17 protein-coding genes, 1 rRNA gene, 1 other RNA gene and 1 pseudogene are annotated in these 22,631 nt (G+C 28.3%); 8 read left to right on the plus strand and 12 right to left on the minus strand.

Annotated elements, in window-relative coordinates; genetic code table 11:
- Positions 1-69: ribosomal RNA gene (locus CRV10_RS03155) — 16S ribosomal RNA — on the plus strand; the annotation flags it as partial.
- Positions 70-156: 87 nt separating this feature from the next.
- Here CRV10_RS03155 and rnhA read toward each other — a convergent pair.
- Complete coding sequence (gene rnhA, locus CRV10_RS03160) at positions 157-618, minus strand: ribonuclease HI (protein WP_136130373.1); 462 nt, start codon at positions 616-618, stop codon at positions 157-159.
- A gap of 47 nt (positions 619-665) precedes the next feature.
- Between rnhA and dnaQ the strand changes: the two genes are divergently transcribed.
- The 3 genes from dnaQ to puuE all read left to right on the plus strand — a co-directional run bounded on the left by dnaQ (position 666) and on the right by puuE (position 3,511).
- On the plus strand, positions 666-1,415 hold the full coding sequence (dnaQ, locus tag CRV10_RS03165) for a DNA polymerase III subunit epsilon (protein WP_136130374.1): 750 nt from the start codon (positions 666-668) through the stop codon (positions 1,413-1,415).
- 381 nt (positions 1,416-1,796) lie between these two features.
- Complete coding sequence (locus CRV10_RS03170) at positions 1,797-2,531, plus strand: aspartate/glutamate racemase family protein (RefSeq protein ID WP_136130375.1); 735 nt, start codon at positions 1,797-1,799, stop codon at positions 2,529-2,531.
- Positions 2,532-2,542: 11 nt separating this feature from the next.
- Complete coding sequence (gene puuE / locus CRV10_RS03175; RefSeq protein WP_136130376.1) at positions 2,543-3,511, plus strand: allantoinase PuuE; 969 nt, start codon at positions 2,543-2,545, stop codon at positions 3,509-3,511.
- A gap of 56 nt (positions 3,512-3,567) precedes the next feature.
- On the opposite strand, the gene CRV10_RS03180 is transcribed toward puuE, so the two are convergent.
- Genes CRV10_RS03180 through CRV10_RS03190 form a run of 3 tightly spaced genes read right to left on the minus strand, consistent with a single transcriptional unit; the run spans position 3,568 to position 6,759 of the window.
- Positions 3,568-4,965, minus strand: a complete 1,398-nt coding sequence (locus CRV10_RS03180) for an AtzE family amidohydrolase (protein ID WP_136130377.1) — start codon at positions 4,963-4,965, stop codon at positions 3,568-3,570.
- A complete protein-coding gene (gene hpxX, locus CRV10_RS03185; protein ID WP_136130378.1) occupies positions 4,962-5,147 on the minus strand; it encodes an oxalurate catabolism protein HpxX in 186 nt (61 codons plus the stop codon). The genes CRV10_RS03180 and hpxX overlap by 4 nt, the downstream gene beginning before the upstream one ends.
- A gap of 13 nt (positions 5,148-5,160) precedes the next feature.
- Positions 5,161-6,759, minus strand: a complete 1,599-nt coding sequence (locus CRV10_RS03190; RefSeq protein ID WP_136130379.1) for a gamma-glutamyltransferase family protein — start codon at positions 6,757-6,759, stop codon at positions 5,161-5,163.
- 231 nt (positions 6,760-6,990) lie between these two features.
- On the opposite strand from CRV10_RS03190, the gene CRV10_RS03195 reads away from it, so the two are divergent.
- The 3 genes from CRV10_RS03195 (at position 6,991) to ybaL (ending at position 11,956) form a co-directional block, all read left to right on the plus strand.
- Complete coding sequence (locus tag CRV10_RS03195; protein WP_136130380.1) at positions 6,991-8,232, plus strand: pyridoxal-phosphate-dependent aminotransferase family protein; 1,242 nt, start codon at positions 6,991-6,993, stop codon at positions 8,230-8,232.
- Positions 8,222-9,475, plus strand: a complete 1,254-nt coding sequence (gene hpxK, locus CRV10_RS03200; RefSeq protein WP_136130432.1) for an allantoate amidohydrolase — start codon at positions 8,222-8,224, stop codon at positions 9,473-9,475. The genes CRV10_RS03195 and hpxK overlap by 11 nt, the downstream gene beginning before the upstream one ends.
- A gap of 792 nt (positions 9,476-10,267) precedes the next feature.
- Positions 10,268-11,956 (plus strand): YbaL family putative K(+) efflux transporter, encoded by a 1,689-nt coding sequence (gene ybaL, locus CRV10_RS03205; protein ID WP_136130381.1) that lies wholly within the window; start codon positions 10,268-10,270, stop codon positions 11,954-11,956.
- A gap of 15 nt (positions 11,957-11,971) precedes the next feature.
- On the opposite strand, the gene hemH is transcribed toward ybaL, so the two are convergent.
- The 5 genes and pseudogenes from hemH to dnaX form a co-directional block, all read right to left on the minus strand.
- On the minus strand, positions 11,972-12,931 hold the full coding sequence (gene hemH / locus CRV10_RS03210; RefSeq protein ID WP_136130382.1) for a ferrochelatase: 960 nt from the start codon (positions 12,929-12,931) through the stop codon (positions 11,972-11,974).
- Between the two features lie 70 nt (positions 12,932-13,001).
- Entirely contained in the window at positions 13,002-13,646 is a 645-nt protein-coding gene (gene adk, locus CRV10_RS03215; RefSeq protein WP_136130383.1) for an adenylate kinase, read from the minus strand.
- 178 nt (positions 13,647-13,824) lie between these two features.
- The gene (htpG, locus tag CRV10_RS03220) at positions 13,825-15,690 is read right to left on the minus strand and encodes a molecular chaperone HtpG (protein WP_136130384.1); all 1,866 of its coding nucleotides are present in this window, start codon (positions 15,688-15,690) and stop codon (positions 13,825-13,827) included.
- Positions 15,691-15,932: 242 nt separating this feature from the next.
- Positions 15,933-16,262, minus strand: a complete 330-nt coding sequence (locus CRV10_RS03225; protein WP_136130385.1) for a YbaB/EbfC family nucleoid-associated protein — start codon at positions 16,260-16,262, stop codon at positions 15,933-15,935.
- Positions 16,263-16,562: 300 nt separating this feature from the next.
- Positions 16,563-17,636, minus strand: a pseudogene (gene dnaX, locus CRV10_RS03230) (DNA polymerase III subunit gamma/tau); the annotation flags it as partial.
- 603 nt (positions 17,637-18,239) lie between these two features.
- Between dnaX and CRV10_RS03235 the strand changes: the two are divergent.
- The gene (locus tag CRV10_RS03235) at positions 18,240-18,455 is read left to right on the plus strand and encodes an HHA domain-containing protein (RefSeq protein WP_136130387.1); all 216 of its coding nucleotides are present in this window, start codon (positions 18,240-18,242) and stop codon (positions 18,453-18,455) included.
- A gap of 81 nt (positions 18,456-18,536) precedes the next feature.
- On the opposite strand, the gene ffs is transcribed toward CRV10_RS03235, so the two are convergent.
- The 3 genes from ffs to CRV10_RS03250 form a co-directional block, all read right to left on the minus strand.
- Positions 18,537-18,633, minus strand: an RNA gene (gene ffs / locus CRV10_RS03240) — signal recognition particle sRNA small type.
- Positions 18,634-18,777: 144 nt separating this feature from the next.
- Positions 18,778-20,526, minus strand: a complete 1,749-nt coding sequence (locus CRV10_RS03245) for a SmdB family multidrug efflux ABC transporter permease/ATP-binding protein (protein WP_136130388.1) — start codon at positions 20,524-20,526, stop codon at positions 18,778-18,780.
- Between the two features lie 17 nt (positions 20,527-20,543).
- Entirely contained in the window at positions 20,544-22,295 is a 1,752-nt protein-coding gene (locus CRV10_RS03250) for a SmdA family multidrug ABC transporter permease/ATP-binding protein (protein ID WP_136130389.1), read from the minus strand.
- Between the last annotated feature and the right edge of the window lie 336 nt (positions 22,296-22,631).

Below are 22,631 nucleotides of genomic sequence, written 5' to 3' on the forward strand. Positions count from 1 at the left end.
TGGTTCATGACTGGGGTGAAGTCGTAACAAGGTAACCGTAGGGGAACCTGCGGTTGGATCACCTCCTTATTTAATACGTAATAATTAAGATGCTTTTCTACGAAGTACCTACATAAATTGTTTGATAGTTTTTTATAAAATTAAAATCCAGCAGGCTTATTGTTGATATCCAATATCTTGGTAAGTAGGATTTTTCGCCATATTACGAGCTAAAATATCACAACGGTTGTTTTCAGAGTGATTCGTGTGACTTTTAATCCATTTCCAATTAATTTTATGATAATTGATCACTAAATCAAGTCTTTGCCATAAGTCTATGTTTTTTACCAATTTTTTATTAGAAGTTTTCCAATCGTGATTTTTCCAATTATGAATCCAAGTAGTAATGCCATACCGTACATATTGGCTATCAGTACTTAATAATATATTACAAGGTTGCCTTAGAAGTTCTAAAGATATAATAGTTGCCATAAGTTCCATTCGATTATTTGTAGTTAAATAATAACCAGCACTAAATGTTCTTTCATAAAAAATATCTTTTAAAATAAAAGCATAACCACCAGGTCCAGGATTTTTAAGACAAGATCCGTCTGTGAATATTTCTATTTTTCTATACATTTTTATATTACACTCTAATAAATAACTTAATAATAAAAATTTTTCACATGAATACCATACATAATCGCCAAATATTTCTAGATACTGAAACTACTGGAATAAATATTACTGGAACTTATTATGAAGGTCATAAAATAATAGAAATTGGTGCAGTTGAATTAATTAATCGTCTTCCAACAGGTAATAATTTTCATAAATATTTAAATCCTAATAGATCAATAACTCATGAATCATTTAAAATTCATGGTATTTCAAATGATTTTTTAATCAACAAACCAACTTTTAGTGAAATAGCTGAAGAATTTATTAACTATGTTTATGGTGCAGAATTAATAATACATAACGCAATGTTTGATGTTGATTTTATAAACTATGAATTAAGTAAACTAAATTTAAGTATAAAAAATATTAAAAATATTTGCCATATTACAGATAGCCTTGAAACATCGAGAAAGATGTTTCCTGGAAAAAAAAACAATCTTGATGCTCTCTGTGTCCGTTATAAATTAGATACTAGCAAACGTAAATTGCATAGCGCAATCATAGATGCTGAGATTTTATCTAAAATTTTTTTACTTATGACTAGTGGTCAAATATCTTTACCTTTCACACAAAACAAATCCAGTTCTCAAAAGGAATTAAAATTTTTTGAAAATATTAATATTAAAAGATCATCTTTAAGAATTATCATGGCAAATGAGAAAGAAATCTTATCTCATAAAGAAAATCTAGATTTAATACAGAAATATTCAGGTTTTTGCATGTGGAAAGAAAAATTTGTAGACTATGATGGATAAATAATCTACTAACATCATCGAATGATATTATATAGATTAATATTATTTAAATTTTAAAGAATATTGTATTATCATGGTATTTATGCTTATTTTTATCTCTAATAAAGATCTATTGATGAAAAATAAATTATTTTGATAGAAAAGAAAATAAAATAATTCTCATAGTAATATGCTATTTTTGATTTATCCTCAATTAAGGATTAAATAAAGATATTTCTATGTATACTAATTTCATCTTATATAGGACATTATAGCATGTATTTTGCATCATCTTCATTAAAATAATGATTTGTTAACATAAATTTTAAAGATTTTATCTATTTAGTGATTTTTTATTTTTTGTCAATAGTCAATAAATGAATAATACAAGGAAATAAAATTATGCATTTAATTCAAGTAATTAATCCTAATACTAGTATAGATATTACTGAAATAATTAATCAAACAGCCAATAATCTGAAATCAGATTACATTGATATTTCAGTAATATCTCCAACTAAAGGAGGAGTGCCTTCTATAGAAGGAAATTTTGATGTGGCAATTGCTAATATAGGTGTTTTAGATCAAGTTAAAATTGGTGAATTACAAGGTGTTCAAGGTCATGTTATTGCTTGTTTTAGTGATCCAGGTTTACTTGCAGCACGTGAAATAGCAGTAAAACCTGTGATCGGTATGGCTGAAGCAGCTATGCATATTGCTACACTATTAGCTACTAAGTTTTCTATAATAACTACATTACCCCGTACATTAATGATTACTAAACAATTATTACAACAATATGGATTAATACATCATTGTAGTGCAATACATAATGTTGACTTTTCAGTATTAGAATTAGTTAGTAAACAAGAACAGGCAAAAGAAAAAATAATCGAATGTTGTATAGAATCAAAAATGAAGGATGGTATTGGAGCTATTATCTTAGGTTGTGCTGCTATGTCTAATTTAGCACCATTACTAATGCAAGAACTTAGAATACCAGTTATAGACGGTATTAGTGCTGCAATTAATATAGTTGAATTACTGATAAAATCAGGATTAAGCACAAGTAAATACGGTGATCTAGATTTTCCTTCAAAAAAAACACTTTCTGGTATATTTCAGTACTTAAATTAAAATAAAAATCTATGAAAAATTTTAGTAACATAACAAATCAATCGTATGATTTCCATGAAAAACATCAAAGAAATTTAATAGGTTATGGATCTAATCCACCTTATGCTCATTGGCCAAAAAATGCTCGTTTAGCAATACAATTTGTTTTGAATTATGAAGAAGGAGCTGAAAGTCATATAATAGATGGTGATCAATACTCTGAAAAATTTCTTTCCGATCTTATTATAACTGATAGTTATTCAAATCGTCATATGTCTATGGAATCTATTTATGAATATGGTTCACGAGTTGGATTTTGGCGTATTCATAATGAATTTCAGAAACGCAATTTACCATTAACAATTTTTGGAGTTTCCGTTGCATTAGCTAGAAATAATGAAGTAGTTAAGGCAATTAAAAAAGCTAATTATGATGTAGTTAACCATGGATTGCGTTGGATAAATTATCAAACAGTAGACATTGAAACAGAAAGAACACATATTCAAAAATCAGTACAATTATACTTAGATTTATTTGGAAAGCTTCCTACTGGTTGGTATACAGGCAGAGATAGTCCAAATACACGTCATTTATTAATAGAACAAGGTGGATTTACCTATGATAGTGATTATTATGGTGATGATTTACCTTTTTGGATATCTGTTAATTGCAAGGATGGAAATTCTAAAAAACACTTAATTATTCCTTATACGCTTGATTGTAATGATATGCGATTTTTTTTACCACAAGGATTTAATACTGCAAAACATTTCTTTATTTATCTTAAAGATACATTTGATGTGCTTTATGAGGAAGGTAAAATTAAACCTAAATTGATGTCAATTGGCATGCATTGTAGAATATTAGGTCGTCCAGGAAAATTTATTGCATTGAAGAATTTTCTTGACTATATTAAAAATTATCAAGATATATGGATTTGCACACGTCAACAAATTGCAGATCATTGGATTAATAAATGCTCTCTTTCTTTCTGCAAATAATCAGTTTTTACATATTTTGATACTAAGAAATATTTAATAATTTATAATTTATTTTATCATTTACTAGCAATATCAATTGGTTGCATAGTTAATCCGTTGTTTTCTAAATTTTTTGCTGCATGTAAAACTAATTCTTCTTGAAATGGAGCAGCAATTAGTTGGAGTCCTATGGGTAATCTGTTTTGTGTGATAAATGGGACTGTACAAACAGGTAGACCAAGGAAAGAAATTGGCTGAGTTAGCATACCAATACTAGATTTTGCAGGTAAATCGTAACCGTTAACATGAATTTCTTGTTGACCTATGGTTATAGCAGTACATGGTGTTGCAGGAGCAATGAGTATATCAAACTTGTTAAAAAGAGGTAAAACTTGTTGTTTAAAATAATTTCGGAAACGTTGTGCTTGAATATACCAATTACTTGGCATTATAGCACCGGCTATTAGTCTTTCACGTGAATTTAATTCAAATCTTTCCGGTATTTGACGAAGTAAAGGCAAATATTGATTACCACTTTCTCCAGCTGTGATAATAAAAGCAGCAGAACGAGCTAATTCAGCTTCAGGAATCACAATTTCATCACTAGCTTTTAGTGCTTTTCCTGCAATAGCCATTGCTCTATGAGCTTCTTCATTAGACCAATAAGAAAAAAATCCCCCTAATAAAGCACATCTTAATATATTTTTTTCCTTATTTAAGTTTAAGAATGTTTGAGAAGTAGGATAATCTGTTTGAAATGGATCATTAATATCTTTCCCTTGCATACAATCATATACTATAGCTAAATCTTCCACTCTACGGGCAAATAAACCAATATGATCAAGGCTAGAAACAAAAGTATGTGTTCCAGTACGTGACAGTCTTCCAAAAGTAGGTTTTAAACCAAAAACACCACATAATGAAGCTGGAACTCTGATTGAACCGTTGGTATCTGTACCTAATGAAAAATGTATTAATCCTGCTGCTACTGCAGCAGCAGAACCTCCAGAAGAACCTCCTGCTATACGTGTTAAATCATGTGGATTATGAGTAGCACCATAATAACTATTTTCTGTAGTGAATCCATAAGCATAAGCATCCATATTCAACATTCCAGAAAGAATTGCACCTGACTCAGATAATTTTGATATAACCCATGCATCTTTTTGCGCAGCAGGATATCCAATAAACATACTAGCACCAGATAAAGTTGTATACCCTTGTACGTCAAACAAATTTTTAACAGCATAGGGAATACCAGATAATAAAGTTAATTTTTCGTTCCTATGTTTTTTTTGATCTACTGTACTAGCTTCTTTTAATATACGTTCTGTAGTAATTTCAGTCCAAGCATTTAATTTAGAATTATATTGTTTAATCATTTCAATAGTTTTATTTGCAATTTCTATTACACTTATTGCACCTGTTTTAATGGCCTTATTTAAATCTACAATAGACATATCACTTAATTTCATGCTTTGTAAACCCCTGCTACTGGTAGACGATCTTCCAACGGAAAAGACATTAATGGTGAAGCAATATTAGCAATATGTTGTATTTGATTCAGTAATTCAGAACGATTTCGATCATCTATATTAAGATCCATTATCTTTTCCATTTGTATTACATAGTTGTTCCAATTAATATTATTATTCATTTTTTTCCTATTATTAAAATCCGTTAGCACTACCATTACACCGAGGATCGCTTGCGCCTTCTAACATACCGTTATTGTGACGAACTATAGCACCAGCATGACCAACTGCTTCACTAAATTCATCTAGCAATTCTATTTGATGTCCTAAATTACGCAAATTTTCTATAGTCTTTACATCAAAACGTTTCTCAATTTTCAAAGAATGAGAATATTCTCCCCAAGTCCTTCCAAATATCCATCTTGGCATAGTAATTGATTGTTGAAGTTGTAAATTTTGAACTACGTATCTAGTAAAAATAGCTGCTTGAATTTGAGGTTGCCCGTCACCACCCATTGATCCATAAACCATAACACGATTATTTTTAAGTCTTGCAGCAGCCGGATTTAGTGTATGAAATGGCTTTTTGCCAGGATATAAGGCTAAAATATGTGTAGGATTAAGACTGAATGCAACACCGCGATTATGCCAAACAATACCAGTATTAGGTATTACTATTCCACTACCAAATTCATGATAAATACTTTGGATAAATGATACAGCTAAACCGTTTTTATCTATTATACCCATCCAAACTGTATCACCATCACTATATCTTAATTGTTGATAGCTTGATGCTTTTTTATCATTAATTTGATTGGCCATATTAATAAAAGTTTCTTTATTAAGAAATGAATATAAATTCTCATTCATATATCTAGAGTCTGTAATATATTTATCACGTATTATAAAAGCTTTTTTTGTTGCTTCTACTATGTTATGTATTGTTTTTACAGTATCAGCATTTGACATGTCTAATTGATCAAGGATACCTAATATCATCAAAGATGTAATTCCTTGAGTTGGTGGCATTGTATTCCATATATCTCCTTTGCTATGAGAAATACTTAATGGTGTGTATCGATGAGCTCTATGTTGTTTTAAATCTTGTAGGGTAATAGGCATTTTAAGATATAACATTTGTTTCGCTAGTTTATGCGCTAAATTTCCATGATAAAAACTATCAAGACCTTCGTCAGCCAATTGATGTAATGTTTTTGCTAATTCTGGTTGTATAAACCGACTACCTATCTCAGGTATTTTTCCATTAGATAAAAAAGTTGTATAAAAACCTGGTTGAATTTTTAATTCTGTTATTTTCTTTTTAGTAGCAATAAATTGTGAATGAGTAATGGGAAATCCATCATTAGCATATAAAATTGCATCATTTAATAACTCTGTTAATGATATTTGAGATTGTTTTTGAATATTAAATTCTGATGATATACAAAGAGCTTCTTGCCAACCACTTAATGTTCCAGCTACAGTTATAGCTGATTTTGGACCACGATGTGGAATGTTCTGTTCATTATAATAACAATCTAAATTAACTAAAGAACCAGCGGCACCACTAGCATCTATAGCTATTGGTTTTCCTTGAGGAGGAAGAATTAACCAGAACCCATCTCCACCTAAACCATTCATGTGAGGATAAACTACAGATATGGTTGCTGCAGCTGCAACCATTGCTTCAATTGCATTACCTCCCTGTTTTAATATTTTTACTGCAGTACCACTTGCTAAGTGATGAGGGGTAACCACCATACCAAATAGTGCTGTATTACTATAAATCATTATATTTTTATTAGATAAATTAATGAATATGATTAATGTAAACTAAAAATCGTTTTATGAAAAGAATAAGTATTATTATGATAATGATTTATGTTATATAAATTTATTATGTATTAAAAATAAATATTATTAATAATTGATTTATTAACAATTAAAATCATACTGTTTTATTTTTTTTATTAAAATAAATTATTTTATTATTATTAATGAACTAACAGTGGAAAATCAAATATGGATATTTTTCAATATCATCAAATTAATGCACCACAACGTTTACTCATGGGACCAGGACCTATAAACGCAGATCCACGAGTTCTGCGTGCTATGGCAACTCAGTTGATTGGTCAGTATGATCCTTATATGACTGATTATATGAATGAAGTAATGGCATTATATCGTGATTTATTTAAAACAAAAAATTATTGGACTATATTAATTAATGGAACGTCTAGAGCAGGTATAGAATCTATTTTAATATCTACAATTCATCCAGGGGATAAAGTATTAGTTTTAGTATTTGGAAGATTTGGTCATTTGCTATGTGAAATTGCTCGCCGTTGTAAGGCAGAAGTTTATACTATAGTTGTTCCTTGGGGTGAAATCGTTATACCTGATAAAGTAGAAGATGCTATAAAGAAAATAAAACCGAAATTGTTACTTACAGTACATGGAGACACATCAACTACTATGCTGCAACCCTTACAAGAAATAGGTGATGTTTGTGAACAATATAACGTTTTATTTTATACTGATGCAACTGCATCAATAGGTGGTAATATATTAGAAACAGATAAATGGAAGTTAGATGCTGTATCTGCAGGTATGCAAAAATGTCTTGGAGGTCCTTCTGGTACTTCCCCTATTACTTTAAGTTCTAAAATAGAAAAGGTAATTAGAAAAAGAAGTTGTGTAGAATCAGGTATTCGTACTCAAGAGCATAAAGATGGTTGTAATGAGATAATATATTCTAATTATTTTGATCTAAGCATGATTATGGATTATTGGGGTCCACAACGTCTAAATCATCATACAGAAGCTACTACTGCACTTTATGGATCTCGTGAGTGTGCACGTATTATTTTACAAGATGGACTAAATAAAAATATTTCTCGCCACAAGAAACATGGTAGAGCAATGTTAGCTGGGATTCAAGCGATGGGATTAGAAATTTTTGGTAATATAAACTATAAAATGAATAATATTTTAGGAGTAGTAATACCTTTATCTATTAATGGTAATCAGGTAAGAAAAATAATGTTAGAAGATTTTTCAATAGAAATAGGTACTTCTTTTGGTGCTTTAGATGGGAAAATTTGGCGTATTGGAACTATGGGTTACAATGCTCGTAAAGACTGCGTGATGCAAACTCTATGTGCTTTAGATAGTGTTTTAAATTATCTTGGTTATCGAACAGTACAAGGTGCTTCATTACAAGCTGCATGGGATTATTACGAGAAACATAATAATGATTGATAGTAGAGAAGCAAAAATTTCTGCAATGCGCGTGATCTTAAGATGCAATGAGTTATCTAAGATCACTTGTAAAGAAATTGGAATAACACGTATTTATTTATCTAAAGAACACCTACTAGCTAATAAATTAGTAGGAAAATGGATGCAAGAAGCGGGTATGTTAGTATGGCAAGACGCTGTAGGAAATATTTGTGGCCGTTATGATTCTTATTTTAAAAATGCACCAGCAATAATGCTAGGTTCACATTTAGATACAGTAAAAAATGCTGGTAAATATGATGGTATATTAGGTGTATTAACTGCTATTGAGTTAGTATATTGGTTTAATAAAAAAAATATTCGTTTTCAATTAGCAATTGAAGTAATTGGTTTTAGTGATGAAGAAGGTACAAGATTTGGCATAACACTTCTTGGTAGTAGAGGTATCACTGGTACATGGAATGAAAAATGGTTATCTTATACTGATAACGATGGAATTACTATGCATCAAGCTATGAGTGATTTCGGATTAAAAAGCAATAAGATTAATGATGCGTCTAGAAATATAAAAGATATTGTTGCTTATATTGAATTGCATATAGAACAAGGTCCTTGTTTAGAAAAAGAGAACTTACCTCTTGCTGTTGTAACAACAATTAATGGAACACGCCGTTTTAATTGTAAGTTTATAGGTGAAGCTGGACATGCTGGTACAGTACCAATGCGTTATCGCAGAGATGCCTTAGTAGCTTGTGCTGAATGGATAATTTTTATTGAGTCTAATACTAGGGAAAACCATCCTCAATTAGTATCTACAGTAGGGTACATAGATTGTGATCCTGGAGTTATAAATGTAATTCCTGGAGTAGTGAATTGTTCATTGGATATTCGAGGTCCTCAAGATGATATGTTAGAATCTTTTGCTTCTATTTTATTATCAGAGGCTAAAATGATCGCGACTCGTAGAAATATGATCTTTAATTATAAAGAATATTATCGGACTTATGAAACATTATGTGATATTGCATTACAAAAAATTTTGAGTAGTTCAATAGAAACAGTACAAGGAAGAAGTTTTTTTTTATCAAGCGGAGCAGGTCATGATGCAATTGCTATAGCTGAACGCTGGCCAGTTGGTATGTTATTTATACGAAATTATCGTGGCATTAGTCACAATCCCAAAGAATCAGTTAACCTGGAAGATATTATCTTATCTTTACAAGCTTATTCTGATGCAATATGTAAAATAGTTAAAAAATTCTAGTAATTTAACTATAATATGAAATACTTAATTCATTTTTAATAAAAATCTATTTATGTTAATTATAATTAGTTTTATTATTAATTGTTAAGATATAGGAAATTTAGAATACACCATTTTTTTAAATAATCAATCAATTAATCTTATTACACTAATAAAATTATTATTTTTACATTAATCTATGTTAGATACTATATACTATAATAAATAATACATTAATAAATTACAAATAATTTTAGTATGCAAATAAAAATTAATAATGTTTGTTTTTTAGATATAACAATATTTAATTGTGATAAATTTAATAAGGAAATTACAGTATTAATTACGAATTAATACTTCTTTTAGCTGACATTATTATGTCAAAGTATTAATAATAAAATAAATGCAAGAATAAATTAAATTCATTTACTTCTAAAAACATAATTTAAGTTGTTAATTGTTAATTCTATTATATTAATTATCAAAAACAAATATTATTAAAAATGTTTTTAAATTATATAACTTAATTATGTTTAAACTTAGCTATCTAATATTGATGTTTTGCGTATAGCTTTAAATAACAAAGTTTCATTTAATGAATTGATAAGAATAAATATTAAATTAATTATCTTACTGATAAAAATAAATTATTGTTTTATTCTAGCACTTTAAGTAATGAGTTTATAACCTTTAAATTAATTATTTTAATATCATTTAAATTTTTACAATACAAACATTTTGTATTGAACAATTATTTAATAGTTTATTAAAATCATAGTTCGTATCTTAAGATAACGTCTAGAGGTCTTCATTATGCATCATTCAACACCTTTAATTAATACTATTGTAGGTGCATTTATTTTAGCTTTTGTCTTTGGTATGATAGCACATCGTTTAAGAATTTCTCCTCTAGTAGGTTATCTAGCTGCAGGTGTATTAGCTGGTCCTTTTACTCCGGGATTTGTTGCAGATATTAATTTAATACCTGAATTAGCAGAGTTAGGTGTAACTTTACTTATGTTTGGTATTGGTTTACATTTTTCTTTAAGAGATTTACTCGAAGTAAAAAATATAGCCATTCCTGGAGCTGTTACTCAAATTACTATGGCAACTATAATGGGAATGGGTTTATCTTGGGCAATAGGTTGGCCATGGGCAACAGGTCTAGTTTTTGGTCTAGCATTATCAACAGCAAGTACAGTTGTTTTAATGCGTGCATTTGAAGAAAGAAAACTAATTAATACTCAAAGATGTCAAATTGCTATAGGTTGGTTGATTGTTGAAGATATAGTAATGATACTAATATTAGTATTACTACCAACCATAGCTAGTATAGTAAAAGAAGGTGATACAAGTTTTAATTTATTAATATTAGATTTTTTGTTAACAATAGGTAAAGTCATTTCATTTATGGCATTAATGATGATAGTAGGACGTCGTGCAATACCTTGGATGCTTGCCAAAAGTGCTGCAACAGGCTCACGTGAACTATTCACTTTAGCGGTTTTGGCATTAGCATTAGGTATTGCATTTGGTGCAGTAAAATTTTTTAAGATTTCTTTTGCACTTGGTGCTTTTTTTGCTGGTATGACATTAAATGAATCTGAGTTAAGTCATCGTGCAGCTCATGATACTTTACCATTAAGAGATGCATTTGCTGTATTATTTTTCGTTTCTGTAGGTATGTTATTTAACCCAATGATTTTAATTAAACAACCTATAGCACTATTAGGATCATTAATTATTATTTTATTTGGAAAGTCAATAGTAGCTTGGACTTTAGTTATATTGTTAGGTCATTCACGTAAAACCGCTTTAACAATTTCAGTTAGTTTAGCACAAATTGGTGAATTTGCTTTCATTCTAACTGGACTTGGTATTTCCTTAGGACTCCTCAGTGATGAAGTAGGAAGTATAATATTGGCTACAGCTATTCTTTCAATAATTATCAATCCCATGATGTTTGGTTTACTAGAAAAATATTTGAATCAAAATGATGAAAATGTTAAAAAACAATCTTTAAAAGAAATGAACAAAGAAATAAAACAAATTCCAGTTCCCGTAAATATCAGTAACCATGCAGTTATTATAGGTTATGGTCGTGTTGGTAGTATAATTGGGAAAAAATTAAATGATTTAGATATACCTTTAGTAGTTGTTGAAAATTCGCATCTAATGGTTGAATTATTAAAAAAACAAAAAATCAATGCAGTTCTTGGCAATGCTACTAATGAAGATATCATAAATCTGACATATATAGATCGTGCACGTTGGTTGTTGCTGACAATTCCAAACGGATATGAAGCAGCTGAAGTGGTAACTATAGTAAGAGGAAAAAATCAAAGTATTGAGATTATTGCAAGAGCTCATTACGATGACGAAGTAAAATATATTATGGAACGAGGTGCTAATCAAGTAGTAATGGGTGAAAGAGAAATTGCTAACAGTATATTACATATACTTAAATCCGATATAGAAAAACATGTATCATTAGCGTCATGATAATAAATAAATAAATTATAAAAATTTATTAATTAATTGACACATCATATCAATGTGTGATTCTTCATCGTTTAAGGCTGGAATATATTCAAATCTTTCTCCACCAGAATTCATAAAATAATCTCTATTACGACTATCTAACTCTTCTAGAGTTTCTAAACAGTCAGATGCAAAACCAGGACTTATTACTTGAATATGTTTAATTCCCTTAGATGGAAGTTCTTTTATAATATGATCAGTATATGGAGTTAACCAAGGTTCATACCCAAAACGTGATTGAAAAGTCAATATGAATTGTTCATTATTTAATCCGAGCTCTTTAGTTAATGCATTCGTAGTATCTAAACAACGATTAAGGTAGTCATCACCTTCATTAACTAAACGTTTTGGAATTCCATGATAAGAAATAACTAATAAATCTGGTATTCCATTTTTTTCAAAAGAACGTTTAACACAGATTTTTAGTGCATTAATATAAGCTGGATGGTCAGCATAATCTCTAATAAAACATATATCAGGGATTGATTTATATTTTGTAAATACTTTACATAAACTATCCCAAACTGCAGCTACAGTTGCGGAAGAAAATTGTGGGTATAAAGGTAAGATAATGATCCTATCTATTCCTTTTGTCATTAATTTATCTACAGAGTATTTTATACTAGGATTACCATAACTCATGCCAATTTCTACTGGTATATTAAGTCTAGATGATAAAGCATTTCTTTGTTTTTGACTATTTATCATTAATGGAGATCCTTCTTCTTTCCAAATAGATACATACATCTTTGATAAAGATATTGATCTTACTGGTAAAATGATTAAATTAAGAATTGGCCACCAAATCCAAGTTGGCATATTAATAACGCGTTTATCGCTTAAGAACTGTCTTAAATATCGTTTAATCGCAGATTTAGTCGGAGCATCAGGAGTACCTAAGTTAGCTAATAGTATACCTGATTTTTTTTTTATCATCATAATTACCTAAATAAATATGAATTTATATTAATTAAGATATTTAACTTGTTAAAAAAGATATTTTATCTTAACCAAGAATTTTAGTTAATTGCAAACTTACTTCGTTTACTTGTTTAACTCCATCTATTTTAGAGTAAGCAAGATTACCTAGTTGCGCTTCTTTAGTATAATATTCAATTAATGGAGTTGTAGTCTTATAATATTCTTTAAGTCTATTCAGTACGACTTCTTTTTTGTCATCTTTACGGATATTTAGTTCTTCACCTGTTATATCATCTTTATTTTCCAATCTAGGAGGATTAAATAATACATGATATACACGTCCTGATGGAATATGCACTCTACGACCTATTAATCTTTTAACTATTATATCTTTAGGCACAATAAATTCTAATACCTTATCTATTTTAATCCCTATTTTTTTCATTGCTTCTGCTTGACAAATGGTACGCGGAAAACCATCTAATAAAAAACCATTCATACAATCTAACTCACTAATACGATCTTTTACTAAAGAAATTACTATATCATCTGTAATTAATTTACCTGTATCCATAATATTTTTTGCTGATTTACTAATTTTTATATCCTCTTTTATTAAATTACGTAACATATCTCCTGTTGAGATTTGTGGAATGCCGTATTTTTCTGAAAGAAATTGAGCTTGAGTACCCTTGCCCGTACCTGGGGCTCCGATTAAAATAATACGCATTACATCAATCTCCTTAAAAAAGGATTACAATAAAATCCAAAAAAAATTATTTTATTATGAATAATAATAACCTTATTAGGTCAATATTTTAATTTAACTGTTTATTAATTTAGATTATTGAAAAATTTACATATGTTAATTTCAAATTTTTATATTCATTATCAAAAATCTGCTTTTTTTAAGACATTAATAATTTATTCATTCTTAAAATAAATTTATTAGGATCTTCTAAGGTACCACATTCTACTAAAAGAGATTGTTCTAATAATAATTCAATCCATTCATTAAAATTAGTTTCATCTTTAATATCTGATATAAATTTAACCAATGAATGATCTGGATTTATCTCAAAAATATATTTAACATCTGGTAGTTCTTTACCTGCAGCTGATAGCAATTTTGCCATTTGTGTTGTCATATCGTTAGAAGCAGTAGTGACAACTGCTGGTGTATTAGTAAGGCGATGAGTTAATCTAACTTCTTTAACTCTATTATTTAATGATTTTTGTATTCGTTTGATAAAAGGTTCTAGTTCTTTTTCTATTTTTCGTTGTTCTGTAATTTCTTTATCTAATAATTTATTTAATGAATCATCTATTTTGCTAACAGATTGGAAAGATTTACCATTAAAATCATTTAAATAACTCATCATCCATTCATCTATACGATCTGAAAGTAATAGAACTTCTATGTTTTTTTTATCAAACAATTCTAAATTTGGGCTACTTTTTGCTGCACTGTAACTATCAGCAGTAATAAAATAAATTTTTTCTTGCCCTTCTACCATACGACTAACATAGTCTTCTAAAGAAATAGTTTGCTCGCTAGTATTATTTTTTGTTGAAGTAAACCTCAGCAATTTAGCAATAGTTTTTTGGTTAATATTATCTTCAGCTGGTCCTTCTTTTAGAACTAAACCAAATTCTTTCCAAAATACTTTGTATTTTTCACAATCATTTTTCGATAATGATTCTAGCATTTGAAGCACACGCTTAGTTAATGCTGTGCATAAATTTTTTGTAATTTTGCTATCTTGTAAAATTTCTCGTGATACGTTCAGGGGAAGATTACTAGAATCTATTAAACCACGTACAAAACGCAAGTAATTAGGTATAAACTGTTTGGCATTATCCATTATAAAAACACGTTGTATGTATAACTTAATGCCTCTTTTATGATCGCGATTCCACATATCGAAAGGCGCATGTGAAGGAATATATAATAAACTAGTATATTCTTGTATACCTTCTACTCTATTATGACTCCATATTAATGGATCTTGAAAATCATGTGTAATATGCTTATAGAATTCATTATAATCTTGATTAGTTATTTCAGATTTATTTCTAATCCATAATGCCTGCGCTTTATTTATTTGTTCCCATTTAGTCGAATTATTGTCTTTATCTTGAACTTCAAATTCTACTGGTAGTGCAATATGATCGGAATATTTACTAACAATACGACGAATATTCCATGCATCAAGGAAATCATCTTCTCCTTTACGAATATGCAATGTAATTTCAGTACCTCGGTCAGCTTTTTTAACATCAGCAATAGTGTATTCACCTTCACCTGTTGATTCCCAAAATACCCCCTCATCTAAAGAGGTACCAGCTGTCCTAGTACGTAAAGAAACTTTATCAGACACAATAAATGCTGAGTAAAAACCTACCCCAAATTGACCAATAAGTTTGTCATTGGATTTATTAGCTTTTATTGATTCAAGAAACAATTTAGTGCCAGATTTTGCAATAGTACCTATGTTATCAATAACTTCTTGACGAGACATCCCAATTCCATTATCGTCAATTTTAATGGTACGATTATCTTTGTTTATAGAAATCCTTACATGTAATTCACTATCATTTTCATATAATTTAGAGTTAGATAAAGCAAGAAAACGTAACTTATCCGTTGCATCTGATGCATTAGATATTAGTTCTCTTAAAAAAATCTCTTTATTTGAATATAAGGAATGAATCATTAAATGTAAAAGCTGTTTAACTTCAGATTGAAAGTCACGAGTTTCTTGTCCTTTCATTTTAACAAATACCTCAAATAAAAGTAAAATTAAAAAATTTTTTCGAGTTTAGCCAATACTCGTAATATTAAAAAAATTACTTATAATAAAAAACTATAATTTAAATATATTAGAAATAAATTTCATAGTTATATTTCCTAAAGTTTCATTTTGATTATTAGTATTTAGCTTTATTATCATATTAAATGTTACAATAGTAAATAAATTAAATTATATATAACTATTATTTTTTCGATTCCTCGTTAAAAAGGCATTTTAAAACCTAATGGTATGTGCATATCAGAAGATAGAGAAGCCATTTTTTCTTTTTGAATATCGTCAATACGACGAGCGGCATCATTAAATGCTGCCGCAATTAAATCCTCTAACATATCTTTGTCATCTTCTAATAAACTTGGAGCGATTTTAACTAGCCGACAATTGTGTGAACCATTAATAGTAACTTTGACTAGACCTGCACCTGATTCGCCAGTAACTTCTAATAAAGCGATTTCTTTCTGAACCTTAGTCATTCTTTCTTGCATCTGTTGAGCTTGTTTCATTAAATTACTTAATCCGCCTTTGTCAAACATAATTTTCTCTCAATACAAATCTGAAATTTATTAATATAAAATTATTTAGAATAAATACAATAATATCCACCAAGTAATATTCTAAAATAATTTAATAATGTTGATTATTTAGCGATCATGATATGTTAATTTGTTACTATCTAAAAAATTATATTGTATAAAAAATATTTATTTTTATACAATAATAAATGACCTAATTAATAACGAAATTTAATGTCGTAAAATAAAAAATACTTTTATAAAATTAATATTTACCTTTAAATTGATAGTTTTTAAGACAATCAATTAATTTTCAAAACGAAATGCTAATGCACGTAATAATGTTACATCAACTCCCATACGATAATTTGGTGCATTTGGTAAATCTTTTCTTCCCATTAAAATTATTTGATAATATAGTTGTAAATCATTAGGAGATGCTATATTTGCTAATTTATTTAAACGTATGTTATATTTATTTTCATTTTGAGATTTTGGGAGTAACTGAATCATAAAAACAGCATGTAATAAACGAAGTACATCTACTAATAATAGATCCCAATCTATATAACCTATTGATTCTATTTGATTTAACAAATTCATAATTTTATTGGCATTACCTTCTACTAAAGCTTCAATAATATTGATAGGATATTCGCTATCAGAAATACCTAACATATTTTTTAAAGTATTATTAGTTATTTGGCCATTACCGATTGCAATAGCTTGTTCAGTAAGACTTAAAGCATCTCTCATACTGCCGTCTGCTGCTCTAGATAATAATTCCAATGTACCTGGTTCACTGATTACTTTTTCTTTTTTTAGGATATGGTATATTTTTTCATATATTTGAACAACGCTAATTGTTTTAAGATAAAATTTCATACAGCGAGATAAAATAGTTGCTGGGATTTTATGCGGATCTGTAGTAGCAAGTAAAAATTTTACGTGTTTAGGCGGTTCTTCTAAAGTTTTTAATAATGCATTAAAACTATGTCGTGATAGCATGTGAATTTCATCTATTAAATAAATTTTAAATCTACCGCTAACTGGTGCATACTGTACATTATCTAATAAATCTCGCATATCTTCAACTTTAGTACGAGAAGCAGCATCAACTTCAATGAAATCAATAAATTTACCCTGTGAAATTTCTAGGCAATGATTACAGTTGCCGCACGGAATTGATACAATTCCAATTTTACAACTAAAACATTTTGCTAAAATACGTGCAATAGTAGTTTTTCCTATACCTCTTATCCCAGCAAAAAGATATGAATGATGAATTCTTCCTAAAGATAATCCATTTGTTAATGCTGTCACAACATGTGTTTGACCAACTACATCAGAAAAATTTTTTGGACGCCATTTTGTAGCAAGTACTGTGTTAATCATAAAAGAATATTTTATTTATATTTAATCAGAAAATAATAATTATATAAAACAATCGTTAAATTTAATTTTATTTATTTTTATTAATGTATTCTAAGTATAAATAATACATAAAAATAAATAAGATATAAAAATAGACAACATATAAACAATAGATAATTAATGTCCACATTTTTTCAAAAATAAAATTATTTTAATAAATAATTAGTGATTTAATAATAACATAATTACATTAAAATAATGTTACTAATAAATACTAATAAACCATAATAAATATCATATACATTTAATCATTAATATACAATAAATTTTTCAGAGTTCAGGATGTTTGTTGATTAGATTATCAAATCAAATTAAACATAATTTTGGTAATCTTCTTTTTAAAATTCAAGCAAAATATATAAATTTTTACTATACTCTATGTATAGTTATCATCTTGATTAAAAATTAGAAATTAATAGTTAATTAAATAACTTAATATAGTTTTTTGTTATTATAAATAATTAACATTAGAGTAAGATACGAACCATAATGGCTAAATATAATATCTATTTTATTATCGAAATACCTATTTATGATAAAGTACATATTTAGAATGGTTTATTTATGAACAAATCCATGACCAAAATAGATTATTTAATGAAATTAAGACGTTGTCGTTCCATTGATACGCTTGAAAGAATTATTGAAAAAAATAAATACGAGCTATCTGATGATGAACTAGCTATATTTTATTCAGCAGCAGACCATAGATTAGCAGAATTAACAATGAATAAGCTTTACGATAAAGTTCCTAGTTGTGTATGGAGATTTGTACGTTAATCATCATATTTTATATAAATTCTAGATTTTTAGATCAGTACAATACGATTGTAAACAACTAGCAGAGGTGAGGGCTGGTGCCCCTGTTAGTTGCATTCCAGCACATGTATTACCTATTGTGGCTGCTTCTTTCCAGACCTGACCAAATTAACAAGCTAACATTGCAAAAGTACTAACAAGTTCACCATTTAAATCCACTAATCCTGATAGAATGTAGCAATAAATTAAAAAAAATGCAACTTTTTATTATATAAAAATAATATTTATAATTTTTTTCAACTGTATGATTGTTTGTGAGATCTTATTTACGTCTTTTTTTGAATTATATTAAATTATTTTTAGATTGTTGTAGTTGATACATTTGCCAATAATGTCCTTTATTTGACATTAATTTTTGGTGATTTCCTTCTTCAATGATTTTTCCTTTGTAAAGTACTATAATATTATCAGCTTTTATAGTGGTGGATAATCTATGTGCTATTACTACTAGTGTGGTATTATGACGTATTCTATCTAACGTTTGTTGTATAGCACGTTCTGTACCAGAATCAATATTAGCAGTTGCTTCATCTAAAATAATGATTTTAGGTAATTCTACTAGTACACGCGCCAATGATAATAATTGTTTTTGTCCTGCTGATAAGTTACTACCTTGTTCTCCTAATTTTGTGTAAATGCCTTCGGACATAGAATTAACTAAACTGATTAATTGAACTTGCTCTAATACTTTTACAACAGTTTTTTCGCTAATATTTCTACCTAAGCATACATTTGCTAATAAACTATCAGCTAAAATTATTGGTTCTTGTTGAACTATGGAAACACCATTCCTTAATACAGAATGAGTTAATTGGTTAATTGGACGATTGTCTAAATAAATTTCACCATGTTTAATAGGATAATAACCCATTAGTAGGTTCGCAAGTGTACTTTTACCACTGCCAGTATACCCTACAATAGCAACAAAACTACAAGAAGGAACCTGTAAATTAATATCGCATAAAACATTACGATTTTGATCGTAAGAAAAGTTTAATTTTTTTAATGTGATTTGTCCTGAAGCTAATGGACAATTATCCTTTCCATATGTCTGTTTATTGGAATCCATTAATTCAAAAATACGTTCTCCAGACACAACTGCTTGTTGTAACACTGGTTGTTGAGCAGCAAATTGCACTAAAGGTTCATTTAATCTACTAAGGTATGTTATAAAAGCATAGAGAACACCTATTTTAAAAATATTATTTATATATAAGTTAAATAATATTAATAAACCACATAATATTAATGTAGATAACAAATTCAGTAAAGGTCTAAGTAAACAACCATCTAATCTTAATGTTTGCATCCTAGCCAAATAGTGTAACTTACTAAGTTCACGGATTTTTTGACTAAAACGTTCTTCTTGACGGAATTGTTGTATAACATTCATTCCAATTATTGCTTCGTTAAAACTATTATTAATATCAGCAAAATAATTTTTCACCTGACGAGTAATAGGTGTACTATAATACTGGTAGATAGCTATAACTAATATAACCATTGGAAATAACAGCATAGCTAAAATTGCCATTTTCCAATCTAGCATTAACATAGCTACTATCATCGTAATAATTAACGTTGTACTTCTTAGAACTGCAGCAATTACCGTAACATATAGGTCTCGTATTACTTCAGTATCATTAGTAATACGTGAAATTATTTGGCCTATTGGTTTTTTATCGAAAGTAGTAATTGGTTGATATAGTGCAACGTTCATTAGATCTGTACGTAATTTTTGGATAACATTAATAGCTACAGTATTAAATAAAAAAACCTGCCAATAATGTAGAAATGCTGCTAAAAGCTGTAAAATAATAACAATTGCTATTAAACATTTAAATAATGTACTCGGTAGTTGGTGTCTTGATACTAAATGATCTATAAAATATGTAATTAGCATTGGTCCGCTAACTTCAATGATCACAGCAATCCACAACATTCCTAAAGCGTATAATAAATATCTTTTCCATTTTTTCCCATAATATAGCAAACGTTTTAAAACTGGCCACCAATGTCTCGATTTATTCATACAGCACATGCTCCTAATTAACTTTCATTTGTATACAGCGCTGCTTCTAGCTGTTGATAGCTATACATATCTTTGTACCAACCAGGTTTTTTTATAAGCTTACTATGTTTTCCACGATTTAATATTTCACCTTTATTTAGCACTAAAATTTCATCAGCTTCTATTAAAGATGATAAATGATTTGTAATCATAATTAAAGTATGATTTTTTATCCAGTTTTTTAAATTGATTAGAATTTTATTTTCAGTAGAATTATCAATTGCAGATAAAGCATCATCTAAGATTAGGATTTCAGAATCAAGCAATAAAGCTCTAGCTAAAGTAATACGCTGTCTTTGACCTCCTGATAACATAGTACCTCTTTCCCCTACTTCTGTTTCATAACCTTTAGTAAGTGATAATATATCATCATGTACACAAGCTGTTCTCGCAACATATTGTATTTCCTTGATATTAGCATTGGGTTTACCTAAAGCAATATTATTCAATATAGTATCAGAAAATAAAAAAGGTACTTGGTTAACTACTGCTAAGCGACTACGCCAATTGTTAAGTTTTAGATTCTTTAACGATATATCATGGTACAATATATCACCATTTTTTACATCGAAATAACGTTGGATTAAGCTAATTAAAGTGCTTTTACCGCTTCCAGTTGGTCCACAAATACCTAGTATTTTACCTGGTTCTAATATGAAATTTAAATTTTTTAATGTCAAATCAACGCTATTAGGATAACAAAATTTGTTAATCGAAACTTGTAAAATCCCTGGTTTATTTGGTAAAACAACGCTGCTATTATCTTCAACAGAAGCTTTTTCTGATAATATATTGTTAATACGATTCCAAGAAGCATTTCCGCGTTCAACTATATTAAAGGTCCAAGCTAGTGCTAACATTGGCCAGATCATTAAACCTAAATACATTATAAATCTTGTAAGTTGACCTAAAGACATTTGGTTATGCCATACTAGCCAACTTCCACAACCTACTGCTAGTATATTTGATATTCCAATAGCAACATATATTGTAGGATCAAAACGTGCATCTATTTTAGTAACGCATATATTTTTTTTGCTATTATCATTCGCGATTGTAACGAATTTACTTAATTGACTATGTTCAATGCCAAATGATTTAATCATACGAATACTAATCATACTTTCTTGTATGTAATTATTAAGAATAGAAAATGAAGCTTGAGCTATTTTAACGCATTTATGTAGTTTTTCACTATAGTAATAAATAAAATAGGCCATTAATGGCATCGGAATAAGCGATATTAAAGTCAATTGCCAATTTATTTGAACACTCATAGTTACAAGAACTATTGAGCTCATAACTATAGAATCTACTAAAGTTAATACACCTTCACCTGCTGCAAACACTACACAATCAACATCATGCGTAACACGAGCGACAAGATCTCCAGTACGATATTTTAAATAAAAAGCTGTTTGTTGTATGCTTAGTTGCTGGTAAAAACTATCTCTTAATTCAATGGCTAATTTATAAGATGCACCAAATAATAAAATACGCCATATATAACGTAATATGTAAATTACTATTGCAGTTATCAACATTAAAATAATCCACATAAATATATCGTTATTAGTCATATTTTGATATGTGACTCCATCTATTAAAATACCGACTACATATGGTGGTAATAATTGCATAACAGCAATAATAATTAACAAGATAATAGCGCCTGAATAACGTTTCCATTCTCTTCTAAAATACCAACCTAATTTATTAAATAATCGCACAAAATTGTTCTCATTCTTTTAATATGAATTAATAGGATAATAAATTTTATTTAAAATTTTTATTTAAAAATTCTGTATTTAAGATAAAATATTTTTTATAAATTTAACTAAATATATTATATAAATTAAAATAAATTATATTTTTATTATATTTCATTAGTTTTTATTAATTTATTATGTGATTTTTTAATTAATAGAATATTATTTATTAAATATATTTCTAATTGAACATTAAGTTAGAATAATATTATATTAATATGAATGGTATCATTAAAAGATATTCCAAAATATAAAATATTTGGATTATAAATTACAATTTTAATAATTTAAATTGGG

It is taken from the genome of Candidatus Pantoea edessiphila, from assembly GCF_002933355.1.
GTDB classification, from domain to species: Bacteria; Pseudomonadota; Gammaproteobacteria; order Enterobacterales; family Enterobacteriaceae; genus Pantoea_C; species Pantoea_C edessiphila.